The sequence below is a fragment of the Bacteroides difficilis genome, assembly GCF_048319815.1.
Taxonomy (GTDB): Bacteria; Bacteroidota; Bacteroidia; order Bacteroidales; family Bacteroidaceae; genus Bacteroides; species Bacteroides zhangwenhongii.
In genome coordinates this window covers 2551061-2564985 of the sequence record NZ_CP182814.1, presented here as the reverse complement: position 1 = coordinate 2564985, position 13925 = coordinate 2551061, and the positions used below count along the sequence as shown (strand labels likewise).

Here is a 13925-nt window from a genome sequence, read left to right as displayed (position 1 = left end):
AGACATAGTCCGAGTCCAAAGGTTTAATCAATGTCTTCTAAAAACTTCTCTATTTTCTTCACTGCATGATGATAAGATGCTTTCAAAGCACCGACTGAGGTACCGAAGATTTCAGACATTTCTTCATATTTCATTTCTTGATAGTATTTCAGATTGAACACCATGCGCTGTTTCTCCGGTAAAGTCATTAATGCCTTTTGCAAACACAACTGCGCCTCATCATCCGAAAAGTACGGGTCGCTTTCCAGTTTCTGCACAACCGCCGCTTCCGGATCATCAATGGCCAAGGTAGTGACGGCACGTTGCCTATTCAGGAAAGTGAGGCATTCATTCAACGCAATACGATAGAGCCAGGTAGACAACTTCGCCTCAGCACGGAAATAATCAATATTCGTCCATGCCTTGATAAAAGTATTTTGCAGGAGATCGTTCGCATCCTCATGCGACAGCACCAGCCGACGGATCTGCCAATACAATTGTTCGCTATACTGCGATACAATCATTTCAAATCCTTGTCGCTGCGTACTCTCCTCCTGGAGGAGCTTCAGAACTTCGCGCTCGTTATAAGGGGTCATAATCTCTTGTATCTCTATGTTTATTTATGGTTTCAAATCCAGATCGGTCATTGCCTTTAGTAAAGACGGATCATACTTATAAATGTCATCACAATACATCAAATTATTATCGGCAGACAGATAAACAGTCTGATAATCTATAAACAAAGGCACATATTTCTCCAAACTATAATGTTTCAATTCACGATAGGCCGCACTGATAGGAAGCTTCTTTCCTTCCTCGCTTATCGGCTTGAGGTCCATTGCAATGCGGATACGGTCTTCCAGTAATTCATCCGGTTCTTCTAATAAGAAGAAAGCAAAATCGAGTGCTTTCTGAAGACGTACACAACCATGGCTCACCGCCCGGTTCTTTCGCGTGAAAGCCCAACGGGAAGGAGTATCGTGCAAATAAACGGAATAAGGATTTGGGAAACGGAAGATGATACGCCCCAACGAATTTCCCGTCTTATTATCCTGTTTCACAGTATAAGGTACTCCCTTGCCCGCATACCTCGCCCATTTGATACTATGAGGATCGACTTGTGTACCATTCTTATCATACACCTTCATGCGGTTACGGGTAAAGTAAGTCGTATCTCTGCGATAAGTAGGAATAATCTCTTTCCGGATAATACTTTGAGGAACATTCCAATACGGATTCAGCTCCATATAGTAGATTCTGCTGGACAACAAAGGTGTTTTATTCCTCACACTTCCCACACAAATGCGCATTTCCAGAATAGAGTCTGCTTCCTCGTTGACGGCTTGCAGCATGAATGCCGCCACATTTGCCACCACATATTTCTTCCCTTTATCCAGAGCATATTGCCAACGCGCCCGTTCCAGATTCAGTAATAAACGATCCCGGTAATAATCCGTAGTATCCGTCTTTCCCCAATCATTCACGCGCACCAATTCTTCCTGCATTTTCTTATAAAGACGGGAAGAGGGTTGCGCCCAATGAAAGGCGGCAGTGGGATTGGCACGCAAAGAATCAAGAGCCGACAATGCAAATTTCATATCACAACGCTTCAGAGGAATACGGTCTATCGAATCATTCCATCTGCGCTCCGGAGGTAGAAAACCAAATTTTAACCGGCACACATACGAAAGGTAGACGGTCGTTAACTGATATTCCAAATCCGCCAACAGACTATTCATCGTTTTTCCATCCTGCAATTGCAATGTACGTATCTGCTGCAGCCCGTTACGGATACTATCCGCAGAATAAAGATTCGGATTAATCCCATGCCGCGAGATATTCTCCAGCCAATACAACATTGAGTCCGCCGCCTGCACGGTCGGCTTATCGGAGACTAATGAATCATTCAACCATAAGAAATCACCTTCCTTCTGATAATGAGAGACTAACGCGGAATCCCAGGCAGTAGCCTGTTTATTGTCTCTCAAATAGACACGAATGATCTGCCGAATACTATCCGCACTGATCCGATAGGCTGGATTAAGCAGTTCCTGAAGATTAGACAGAGAATCCGGTATCGGAGACAAAGGTTTCTCCTTTTTACAAGCAACCAAGCAAATTATACATACTATTACTCCCCAAAACAACCGACTACTTTTCATATACAGTTCCTCCGTCAACGTCAATACATAGATTTTCTTTCGCTAAAATTGTCTGCGGAAAAATGGCGGACGCTTCATTAAGTAAAACCGATTCATCTTCATATCGGGCAGAGAAATGTCCGATAACCAATTGTTTTACATTCGCATCCAAAGCAATTTGCGCAGCTTGTGCAGCCGTCGTATGATAAGTTTCTTTCGCTCGTGCCTGTTCTGTTTGTGCAAAAGTAGCTTCATGGAACAGCAAATCTACATTGCTGATTTGTTCCACCATGGACGGACGATAAATCGTATCAGAGCAATAAGCGTATTTGCGTGCCGGGGCCGAAGGACGGGTCAAACGCTGATTGGGAATAACTTCTCCTTCGGGAGTAACAAAATCCGCTCCGTTCTTAATACGGTTCAGTTCGTAAACCGGGACTTTATAAAAATCCACCATTTCCCTGATGATATGATTCGGACGTTGTTTCTCCTCAAACAGGAATCCGCAACAGGGAATTCGATGTTTAAGAGGAATCGTAGTTACAGTCACCGAACGGTCATCATAAATCTGTATCGGTTCTTTCGTCTCAAATTCGTGAAAAAACACTTTATAGGTCAGTGTCTTACAAAAAAAAGCTAGCATCGGCGCGAATAATTCTTCCAGCCCCTTAGGAGAATGAATATGTAAATCGGCCGTCCTCCCCAATAATCCGAATGTAGAGATTAGCCCCAAGAGTCCAAAGCAATGATCACCGTGCAGATGAGAGATAAAGATATGATTCAAACGGGAAAATTTAAGCCGGGAACGACGTAATTGCATCTGAGCCCCTTCCCCACAATCAATCATAAATAATTTTTCACGCAAATTGACGACTTGTGAAGTCGCAAAATGTCGTGTAGTGGGCAAAGCGGAACCGCACCCTAATATATGTAACTCAAACTTTTCCATCTCCGGCAAAGATAGAAAAAAAACATGTTAATTTCGCAAGCAGTGAAACAAAAGTCTTATTACCTGCCATATAGTATCAAAAAAGAATATATATTTGCATATCGACAACCGGTTTCAAGAACATGATATGAAAGCTGGTCACAGTATCAGAAAAAGAAGTATTTAATATGACGAATCCCTTTATATACAGAAAATTATCAGTATTGTTCCTACTGTTTATTGCTTTCGGGAATGTTTATTCCAAGAATAAAGAAATGGAACAATTGTTTTCCAGATTGGATTCCGTATTGACAAACAGTGAAAAGTACGTTTTAGAGAAAGAAGATAAAATAGAAGAACTGCGTAAGAAACAGTCTATGCCTCTAAAACCGGAAGAAAAACTATGGCTTAACAAAATGCTGTATGATGAATATTTTGTCTATAATGCGGACTCGGCTATGGTTTATGTAAACAATAATATAGAGATAGCCGGCGCATTAGGCCGAAAGGACAAAGAACAGGAGTGGATACTGCACAAAGTTTTCCTTCTTGCAGCCCAGGGGCTACTGAATGAGGCTGAGAAAGAATTATTGAATGTAGATATAGCTTCATTAAGTAAAGAAAATATGTATCAGTATTATGATACAAAAATCTATCTATACTCCCATTTGGTACAATTCATCGGTAACCGCCTGGAACTGACAAATTCTTATTACAATCTTGAGAAGGAATTCAAGCACGAAGCCAAGAAATACATAACTCCTGATCATCCTTCATATTATAGTTTTTGCGCGTCACTACATAGAGAATATCCCCGTTCTGCAGAGGGAGACAGTATAAAATTAAAATTAAAAGATATAGTAGACAAGTCATCATTGTCCACGCGGGTGGATGCCATCAATTCTTATATGCTTGCTATCATGTTTTACAATGAAGGCGATGAAGATAATTACGTAAAATACCTTATTTATTCTGCCATAGCCGATATTAAAATCTGCAACCGCGATATAGCTTCATTGGAGGAACTTTCCAATATCCTCTATTTGCGTGAAGACATAGACAGAGGCTACACTTACATCAGTTATTGCTTTAAAGCCGCATTGCTGTATCCCAACAGGGTGCGCGTAATAAACATATCGACCGTTATGGATAAACTACAGCAGGCCTATCGCGAAAGGAACAAAATACAGGAAAGCAAATTGCGTAAATCACTCTACACCACAAGTATATTATCCATTGTATTGCTCATCTCCATACTACTCATTTATTTCCAATTCAGAAAACTGTCCCGTTCACGTAAAAAACTGAACGAAAGTAACCGACTGCTTAATTCACACGTCAAAGAACTTTCCGAAGCCCAACGAATGCTGGGTGAAGTGAACGGAGAACTTAGCGAAGTAAATGAAAAGCTAAAAGTGATCAATAACCAATTACTAGAGTCCAATTATGTGAAAGAAGAATACATCGGATATGTATTCTCAATATGCTCCAATTATATAACCAAACTTGAAGAATACAGGAAGAATATCAGCAGAAAACTTAAAGCCGGCCAAATAGACGATATCAAATCATTAACTTCCAACATTACGATGGTACAAAGTGAGTTGAAGGAATTCTATCATAGTTTCGACGCTATTTTCCTACACGTATACCCCGATTTTGTAAAAGACTTCAATTCGCTCCTGCGTCCCGAAGAAAAGATAATGCTTAAAGAAGGCGAACTCCTGAACACGGAGTTGAGGATATATGCGCTTGTCAGACTCGGAATAAACGACAGTATAAAGATTGCAGAATTTCTTCATTGCTCTCCGCAGACGGTTTACAATAATCGTTTAAAAACCAGAAACAAGGCAATAATTCCTAAGGAAGAATTCACCGAGACGGTACGTTCATTGGGTAAAATGCAAAAATAGAGAGAGCAAACAAACCATTTTACTTCATAAACTATTTACCTCCACCAAACACTATATAATTAATAATCAACATATTAACTTTTTATTTATTTACTCTTACTATTTACTTGTATATACACCGTACCTTATACTATACTACCTTTGTCCTCCGAGAAATTAATCGAGTATATACTTTTTAAATTTAATCTATGAGGCAAGAGAAACTACTAAATCCAAAGCAAACTATGAAACATACGTTTGTAATCTCAGACGCTTTCTTTTCACAAAGTGCTAATTTGTTATTTTACTTATCATGAAAAATGTAATATTATTATCTTTGCTAATCCTTTTGTCCATTCCCCTTTCGGCACAACAGGAAAAAGTCTCCTTAGTCAACGACAGAACAGGTTCCAAGTTGCTTGTGAACGGTAAGTCTTTTATGGTGAATGGCATGAACTGGGATTACTTCCCAATCGGCACCAATTATTCATATTCCTTATGGACAAAGCCTGACGATATAATCAAGGCTGCTCTCGATACGGATATGTCTTTATTGAAGAACATGGGTGTAAACGCTATCAGACAACACATAGGCGTTCCCCCCAGATGGGTAAAATATATCTATGAGCAATATGGTATTCACACAATGATATATAGCTCCTTCGGACGCTATGGAGTAGCTTTGGACGGGGCATGGATGGCTAACACCGACTATTCCGACCCTAGAGTAAAAAAAGTACTTCTCGACGAGGCGAGAGAATTGGTAAAGGAATACAATAATACTCCTGGAATACTCCTCTATCTTCTTGGAAATGAAAACAATTATGGTTTATTCTGGCAAGGAGCAGAAACGGAAGATATTCCGGTAGAAGATCGTAAATCCACTATTCAAGCGGTTCACTTATATAAACTGTTCAACGAAGCGACTGTCGAGATGAAGAAAATGAATGCTTCAGCTCCTATAGCCATTTGCAACGGTGACCTTCTATTCCTTGATATTATAGCCAAAGAATGTAAGGATGTTGACATTCTGGGAATCAACTGCTATCGCGGTGACTCGTTCGGCGACTTGTTCAGCAGGGTAAAAGCGGAGTATGGAAAACCGGTATTGTTTACAGAGTTCGGATCCGATGCATTCAATGCCATAACTCAAAGTGAAGCACAAAAAGAGCAAGCAGACATTCTGTTGAAGAATTGGACTGAAATATATCTGAATGCGGCAGGGCTAGGCAACAACAATAACTCACTCGGAGGTTTCACTTTCCAATTTGCCGACGGTTGGTGGAAATTCGGCCAAAATACTAACCTGAGCATACATGACACCAATGCATCATGGGCCAACGGCGGATATGTATTTGACTATGTGAACGGTGAAAACAATATGAACGAAGAATGGTTCGGTATATGCGCAAAAGGAACTCCTGACAGCAGGGGAATATACGAACTTTACCCGCGTGCCGCATACTATGTGCTGAAAGATGTCCACAAGATTAATCCTTATTCTCCCGGAAGTACCACCTCTTCGATAATAAGCAAACTTTCCGATATCAATGTAATGTCAGCCGTTTTATCCTCCAGAAGTGATAAAACTGCCTTGCAAGGCGAAAAGACTCAGCTAATACGCCTGAGCGAACTGAGAGGTGACATAACTACCTACAATACAGGAGCAAAGAATACTACCACTCCAAGCTCCAGACCGAAGAATCCGACAAGTTTCCCCAGCTTTAAAGGCTTTGACCATACTGAATCGTTCTACGTAGGCGTAGCTTCAAAACCGGCAGAGAATGTACAGGCGGAAGTCACTGTAAATGTTCTTGGAAATGTGGCAGAGAACCCGATAGACGAAATCTTTTATGAGAACAGAGGACGCTCCAGATATATAACGGACGAAAGCGGAGAAGTAGTAGATCTGGGTCCGTTGGAACGCTTAAGACTTTATAGTGCGAGTTTTGACTGGGATGGCAAACTTTTTAATCTGAAAACATTTTACCGCAAGGGACACTATCATTGGGGATACGAAGGAGACTTCTTTGGATTGTATCCAGAAGCGAGCTACGGCGATAATATGGATATCTATGGTGGCGAAGCTCCTTTCGGAAGTGAAATTGAAGGTAAGAAATACTTCAAAGGGCTGAAAATTGCTTTCGGTCCCGAACTATGGTGGGGTGCAAACCCGGCTCTGCTTGTCAAATACCAACGGAATATAGGTAAATATAACGTAGCAGGTATTTTCCATTATGATATAGACCAGCGTGAAGGAACGACTACTTCTTACGCCATACCCCGCCCCAAGAATACACGGGCCTCTCTTATGGTGGAAAGAAGTTTCGGACGTTTCAATATTACAGCGGGCGGATTATGGTCAGGAACAACGCTTGTAGGACGGGAATTTCAAGCTACCACAGAATACAATAAAGAAGCTATCGTATATTCCGACGTAATAAAAACATCCGATACATTCGGAGGGAAGATGAAAGTGGTATATAGCGGAGGAAAGTTCAATGCCTATGCGCAGGGGGCGATAATGGGATTGGTAGCCAGTGGCGGAGCCGATTACACACAGACTTTAACAGGATGGAGGCTGAAAGATAGCGGTAGCGGAAATCAATCGAACGTCCTTGCCGGTTTTACTTATCAGATAGGCAACTTCCAGGTTGCCCCTAATTTCCTGTGGCAGAAACCGCTTGTAGGGCCAATGCCTAATGGAATCGATGCTCCCGGAAGATTACGAAATATTATTGATGATCCTTTTGCTGTTAGGGATAACAGGGAGACAACAGCGGGAGAATTGTTGCTGACTTATGACCCGACACCCGCTACTTGGATGTACGACTGGGAGAATGACAATAACGAAGATGCACCGTTTGCCGCTTCACTTGGTTTCATTTACCGCCATCATCCCACTTCACAGGATGCAGCCATAGGTATACTTGCCAACGGGCGTTCTACCTTTGCTTTCGGAGGAGCTGCACCGGCTCATGATTTATGGGAAACAAACCTGAAAATAGCGTCTAGAATATCAAGAGATTTCGGTATCATATCAAGTATCTACTGTGGTACTGCCCAAGCCAACGGAGATGATACCCGTTTAGTTAAGCGGGTAGGTGCAGACGCCAAAATGATTTATAAGAAACTGCGGCTGAACGCAATGGTGAAGTTTAATGACTGGGGACCGTACGACTATCACAGGGATTTTAACCTTACTTTCCCTTTCCAATGTATGTTAGACTTTTCGACCAGTCTCGCCAAGCCTAAATGGTTGGGCCCGGTATCCACTCGCGTAGGAATCAGAGGTACTTTCAGAACATTAGATCAATATTCTCCTCGTTACGTTGCCGGATATATACCGGACGGTTCCGGTGGTTTTGAACCAAGCACAGATATTGTAGGCGCAGGTCGTGGCAACGAATGGGAAATAAGAACCTACATTTCATTCAGCATTTTCTAATCTACGAACTAATTAATAAGATAGTTTTATGAATCACAAAATCAATATATCATGTAAGCTCTCTGTTGTCGCTGTTCTCTTTTCGTTGACAGGATGTACGAGAGATATAAATACGGATGTGCTGGCAACTTACCCAAACTTGTCTGATGTCTTTATCGATGAATTTGCATCCGACCTGCAATACCAGGCATGGGGAAAAGTAACTAATTTTGGGGTGGATACTGAAACCACCTACGACGGCACGTCATCTATGCGAATAGAAGTTCCCAATCCGAGTGATCCTATGGGAAGTTGGGCAGGAGGTACTTTCTATTCCGCTACAGGCAGAAACCTGTCCGGATATGACGCACTGACTTTTTATGCCAAGTCTTCCGTAGCTACCGCTATTGAAGTTGGAATAGGAAATTATGATACTACCGAATATCTGGTTCAAGTTAATGATGTCCAACTGAATACAAACTGGAGCAAGATTATCATCCCTATTCCTAATTCCGCAAAACTTTTATCGGAAAAGGGATTATTCTACTACTCCGCCGGTGCAGTAAATGACGAAGGCTACACCATCTGGTTCGATGAGGTCAAGTTCGAAAAACTCGGTACATTGGCTCATGCCAAAATAGAAGATATAGAGGTCCCCGGTTTTCCCGGAAAACTGACAATAGGAACTCTGACCGAGACTATCAATCTTCCGAACGGCATTAACCGTAAAATGCGGGTCTCTCCTAATTATTTTACATTCGAGTCATCTGACGCCAATGTAGCTTCGGTAACAAATGATGGTAACATAACCGTGCACAAAACAGGAGAAGCCGTTATATCGTTAAAGGAGGCTGAAGGCGAAATAAAGGTACATTGTTACGATTTCGCTCCAACACCTACGAGAGACGAATCGGAAGTGTTGTCTCTGTTCAGTGATTCTTATACTAATAAGATTTCCGCAAACTGGAATCCTAGATGGGAATGGTCAACAGCCGAATATACGGAAATAGATACCGGTGATAATCATATAGCACAGTATAGCGGTTTGAACTTTGTAGGTATTGTATTCAACAAAACAGCGGATTGTTCGTCAAAGACTCACCTCCACCTGGATGTATTATGCATGGACGAAGTAAGTAAAAGCACTATTATAACAATCTCTATATACTATGGAACAACGGAAATAAAGCATCCGATAACATTGGAGAAATATCCTGATTTCAAATCAAAACAGTGGTTGTCACTCGATCTGGAACTTGAAAAAGAAAATAAACTAATACCACAATTGGCATTGGCATGTGATGACAACACTAGGAACATTCTTTTGGACAATATTTATTTCTATTAAAAATGATAACTTATGAAACCATATAAAACAATATTGCTTAGCTTGCTGATACTTCCTTTGCCACTGTTACTTGGAAGTTGCGAGAAAGAAGAAGAGATAGAAAACACCCGATGGGTATTGGTGTGGTCGGACGAATTTGACACACCGACTCCCGACAACAGACCCGATCCTTCAAAGTGGACGTATGAAAAAGGCGCTTCAGGATATGGTAATCAGGAACTTCAGAACTATACCGATAGAGTAGAAAACGCTTCATACACGACTCACAAAGGTTTAGGATGTCTGAAAATAACAGCTTTGAACGACAATTATGACGGAATAGCTTACTCTTCTGCCAGAATAAAGACCGAAGGACTGTTCGAACAACGATACGGACGTTTCGAAGCACGTCTGAAACTTCCGTACGGTCCGGGACTTTGGCCTGCATTTTGGATGTTAGGAGCAAACTATGCCACCGATGTATGGCCAAAATGCGGTGAAATAGATATTATGGAAAATAAAGGATACCAACCTAATATCGTATCAAGTGCTCTACATTTTCCGGGACATTCGGGTGGAAATCCCATAACACAGACTTTTGGCTATGAGGACCAACGTTTTGACACAGACTTCCACGTATTTGCCGTAGAATGGGATGAATCCAAAATAGACTTCTTTGTGGATAATGTACTTTACAAAAGAGTGAAAGCCGCTGATGTAACAGATGGCGAATGGATATTCGATCATCCATTTTTCATTATTCTGAATGTAGCGGTAGGCGGTACATTCGGTGGTAATCCCACAGCAGACACTGTATTCCCCCAAAGTATGTATGTAGACTATGTCAGGGTTTATCAGAAATCAATAGAAGTACAACCCGGAACTAATACCGGAGATATCTCTTCAAACGGTTCAATTCCCGGATGGGATTTTAACGGACCGGATTCTGATAAAGGACTTATAGAGCCTGAATTAAAATAAATAACAATGTAACTGCTAAAGATTAAAATTATGAATTTAATAAAAATACAAAGATACTATTTAGGGCTTATGGCAGTCATAAGTCTTGGAGCGGTTTCATGTACGAACGAAACGGAATTTGCCAATTCGCTGGATAAAGGCGACATTGCTTTCTCAGCTCATGTAGGAAAAACGATGAGCAGAGCCACAGAAAGCGCATGGGATGGTGACGAACTGATAGGTGTGAAAGCGGGAGAAACAGTAAAAACTTACAAAGTGACAACCAATGGAAAAATGTCTACTGAAGATACACCTTATACATGGGATGGCACAAGCTATGATCTGCTGGCATGGACTCCCCTCACAGCAGAACAGATAAACCTAACAGACCAAACTACCGAAGAGAAACTCTTCGACTGTGACTTATTGGCAAGTAATGCGAAAGTGGAAGCAAAGAATGTACATTTTGTATTCAGACACAAAATGACCCGTATGTGGTGGGAACTGCAGAAATTTGAAGGATATAAAGATAAAGAAGTGAGCAACGCAAAAGTTTCGTTTATCGGTTATGGAAGTGTAACGTATACTAATGGAGAAATCACAACGGTAGGCGACGCTGACCAATTGATTTCTACTCATAACACAAAAGGAGAATATTATAGAAACGGCGAAGCTATGATGGTTCCTTGTGAAATGTGGGAGAAACCATTGATAAAAGTAGAAATAGGAGAAGATACCTATATCTATACTCCAAGTAAGTCCAACCCCAATGACGTCAATAAGAAAACCGGAGATTTGCTTCCCAATACATGGCAAAGATATTACTTGTCTGTCAGTAAAAAAGGACTGACTGTAGAAATGGAATCCGGAGAAATTAATTGGGATAATGAAAAGATCGATGACAATCAGGTTACGGATGCTAAATTTAAGGCTACAGTACCAGAATTGACAGATCGGAATATAATAGGTTTGGATAACAATACTATTATCGGTGAAAATTTCACAGTCTCTTATACAGAAAACGGAAGCGGAGGACTAAATTACGAAGGTATTTGCGATATAGAAAGAACCGTGGAAGGAAACACTCATACATATACATTCACCAATATAGCCACTGATATAAAGATTTACCACACAAACGAATATATAGTAGTAGGTGATTATTACTATTCAGACGGAACATGGGGAAACAATCCTGATAAAAGTAATTGTACTACTCTTGGAAGAGTATTCAAGGTTGGAGCACACAAAACTGATAGTCCAGAGTTATATACAGGTATGGATAAGATTCGTGGTTATGTCGTATGTACATCGCTAAACGACAATAATAAATACGCATGGATATCAACCGTTGACGCTGATTATAGAACCATACTAGCAAGTTTAGGGAATACGGATGACGCTTTAAAAAGAAACGAAGGATATTTAGGATATACATTGACAACATCTATCCGTGCAGCACTAGATGGATATGCAACTTTAGAATCCCATTTTCCTTATTGGTATGCTTTCACCACATTGGATATTCAATGTCCTGACAAAACTTCAAAATGGTATATCCCCTCTATAGCCCAATTGACAGACATCCAAGTTTCTGGAGTTTATGCTGATTTTACAGGTGAATATTGGTCTTCCAATGTATATACTGATGCTGAACGCATGTGGGCTTATGAGTATAATGCTAATGAAAAAATTTATAAAGCTAGTTGGGGATCAGATGAAAGAAAATTAATTTTAATATTAACATTCTAACCGGACTAATATGAAAGCAAGATATTTATACAGTATTATCGTCTCCTCAATACTATTCATTTCATGTAATAATGATATTCTACCAGAAGATCGAGACAACAATTTATCAGCAAATTCCATAAGAATAGAAAGTGTAGAACAAAACGACTTCGAAGCAAATCAAACTACACGTTCATCTTATATAGGATATGCCACAAAGTTTGAAAACGGTGATAAGTTAGGACTGATACTAACAAATAAAGACGGGAAACAATTGGCTAACATTCCATTCTCCTATACAGAAAATGGTTGGACTAATGACAATGCACAGCCTTATTCATCGGGTATAAACAAAATTATTGCTTATTATCCGTATAATGAAGAACTCTCGAATGAAGTTACATCTTTAGATCAATTAAAGGAAACCGTAACCATAGTATCCGACCAAAGTTCAGTGGAAGATCTTAAACGGATGGATTTACTCGTATACGAAATAGAGAATCCCTCCGCAAATCTGAATATACAATTTAAACATGCGTTCTCCATGATTGCGCTTTCTGCAATATCAACTTTAACAGTGGGAGAAGAAACATTTGATTACAATGTAGAAATGTCAAATGTATCATTATCAATCGGTGAGGCTATGTATACATTATGCAGTATTAATGGTACTTATGTCTGTCTTATCAAAGACAAATCCCTGTTACAGGAAGATGAGTTCAGATATTTCTATACTATATCCGATAAAGCAGCAGTCAAGACAGTAAACCAGGATATAATAACTAGCTCCGGCAAAAGATACACATTTCCATGCACCGTATCGGGCAGTGAAGAAATATCACCGGCTATAGGTGATTTCTATTGTGTATCTAACAGCAGCAATAATATCATAATTATTCCTGGGAAAGCAGCTAGTATTCCTACCGGTCTTACTTGTAAAGGAATTGTATTCCACATAATGAAAGATTTTGGTGATTTCTGTACCCTAAATAATCTGATAAGTACGGGCTATCCCGGTTATAATGAGAAACATGGTCTTATTGTCTCAAGTATGAATGGAGAGTTATTTGGTATGAGCAATGATAATAAAGATATTGTAACCTCTGTATTTTCCGCTACTTCAATAGACGACTACAACAACACAAATGTATCAAACGGTTACAAGTTAACTAAAGTTCTAAAGGAGGCGGCAGAAGATGAAAGTTCCGGTCTATCCTTCACAGCATTAGACAATCACACTGAACTATTAACGAATACCACTATATGGTATGCACCTTCATTCAATGAGCTTAAATACATGATACGAGGTATACAATCAGATGTAGTATCGACTAACGGGCAGGAATATATCAATAAGCAACTGAACAAAATTGGTGGAACCGAAATAACAGGGAATATCCCTTCTATCACTTTTAATGACGGGTTCTATCTTATGGAAAATGGTACTGAAATGGGATGGCATGGTATACCGGGTGCTGAAACGTACAGACCCATTTGTGCATTCTAACACAACTTTCCTGCAAGAGAATTAACAACAACT

General features: G+C 40.2%; 9 protein-coding genes. 6 read left to right on the top strand and 3 right to left on the bottom strand.

From position 1 onward, the window contains the following. Positions 1-23: 23 nt before the first annotated feature. The 3 genes from ACNOGP_RS09380 to ACNOGP_RS09370 are packed head-to-tail and all read right to left on the bottom strand — an operon-like array spanning position 24 to position 3069. Positions 24-575, bottom strand: coding sequence for an RNA polymerase sigma factor (locus ACNOGP_RS09380; protein ID WP_418214637.1), 552 nt, complete (start codon positions 573-575; stop codon positions 24-26). Between the two features lie 24 nt (positions 576-599). Beyond that, a complete protein-coding gene (locus ACNOGP_RS09375; RefSeq protein WP_418214636.1) occupies positions 600-2141 on the bottom strand; it encodes a L,D-transpeptidase family protein in 1542 nt (513 codons plus the stop codon). Next, positions 2131-3069 carry a ribonuclease Z gene (locus ACNOGP_RS09370; RefSeq protein WP_418214635.1) on the bottom strand — a complete coding sequence of 313 codons (939 nt, stop codon included), beginning with the start codon at positions 3067-3069 and terminating at the stop codon, positions 2131-2133. The genes ACNOGP_RS09375 and ACNOGP_RS09370 overlap by 11 nt, the downstream gene beginning before the upstream one ends. A gap of 167 nt (positions 3070-3236) precedes the next feature. Between ACNOGP_RS09370 and ACNOGP_RS09365 the strand changes: the two genes are divergently transcribed. The 6 genes from ACNOGP_RS09365 (at position 3237) to ACNOGP_RS09340 (ending at position 13892) form a co-directional block, all read left to right on the top strand. Beyond that, a complete protein-coding gene (locus tag ACNOGP_RS09365) occupies positions 3237-4961 on the top strand; it encodes a DUF6377 domain-containing protein (protein ID WP_195531940.1) in 1725 nt (574 codons plus the stop codon). Positions 4962-5253: 292 nt separating this feature from the next. Further along, positions 5254-8388 (top strand): glycoside hydrolase family 2 TIM barrel-domain containing protein, encoded by a 3135-nt coding sequence (locus ACNOGP_RS09360; protein ID WP_418214634.1) that lies wholly within the window; start codon positions 5254-5256, stop codon positions 8386-8388. A gap of 28 nt (positions 8389-8416) precedes the next feature. After that, positions 8417-9715 carry a hypothetical protein gene (locus ACNOGP_RS09355; protein ID WP_418214633.1) on the top strand — a complete coding sequence of 433 codons (1299 nt, stop codon included), beginning with the start codon at positions 8417-8419 and terminating at the stop codon, positions 9713-9715. Between the two features lie 12 nt (positions 9716-9727). Further along, entirely contained in the window at positions 9728-10675 is a 948-nt protein-coding gene (locus ACNOGP_RS09350; protein ID WP_418214632.1) for a family 16 glycosylhydrolase, read from the top strand. Between the two features lie 30 nt (positions 10676-10705). Beyond that, on the top strand, positions 10706-12406 hold the full coding sequence (locus tag ACNOGP_RS09345) for a hypothetical protein (RefSeq protein ID WP_418214631.1): 1701 nt from the start codon (positions 10706-10708) through the stop codon (positions 12404-12406). Between the two features lie 10 nt (positions 12407-12416). Beyond that, on the top strand, positions 12417-13892 hold the full coding sequence (locus ACNOGP_RS09340; RefSeq protein ID WP_418214630.1) for a fimbrillin family protein: 1476 nt from the start codon (positions 12417-12419) through the stop codon (positions 13890-13892). Positions 13893-13925 lie beyond the last annotated feature (33 nt).

Excerpts from the sequence above, each read along its gene's own strand:
- ACNOGP_RS09380 (WP_418214637.1), bottom strand. The coding sequence starts at position 575 with ATGACCCCTTATAACGAGCGCGAAGTTCTGAAGCTCCTCCAGGAGGAG.
- ACNOGP_RS09375 (WP_418214636.1), bottom strand. The coding sequence starts at position 2,141 with ATGAAAAGTAGTCGGTTGTTTTGGGGAGTAATAGTATGTATAATTTGC.
- ACNOGP_RS09355 (WP_418214633.1), top strand. The coding sequence starts at position 8,417 with ATGAATCACAAAATCAATATATCATGTAAGCTCTCTGTTGTCGCTGTT.
- ACNOGP_RS09345 (WP_418214631.1), top strand. The coding sequence starts at position 10,706 with ATGAATTTAATAAAAATACAAAGATACTATTTAGGGCTTATGGCAGTC.
- ACNOGP_RS09365 (WP_195531940.1), top strand. The coding sequence starts at position 3,237 with ATGACGAATCCCTTTATATACAGAAAATTATCAGTATTGTTCCTACTG.
- ACNOGP_RS09340 (WP_418214630.1), top strand. The coding sequence starts at position 12,417 with ATGAAAGCAAGATATTTATACAGTATTATCGTCTCCTCAATACTATTC.
- ACNOGP_RS09370 (WP_418214635.1), bottom strand. The coding sequence starts at position 3,069 with ATGGAAAAGTTTGAGTTACATATATTAGGGTGCGGTTCCGCTTTGCCC.
- ACNOGP_RS09350 (WP_418214632.1), top strand. The coding sequence starts at position 9,728 with ATGAAACCATATAAAACAATATTGCTTAGCTTGCTGATACTTCCTTTG.
- ACNOGP_RS09360 (WP_418214634.1), top strand. The coding sequence starts at position 5,254 with ATGAAAAATGTAATATTATTATCTTTGCTAATCCTTTTGTCCATTCCC.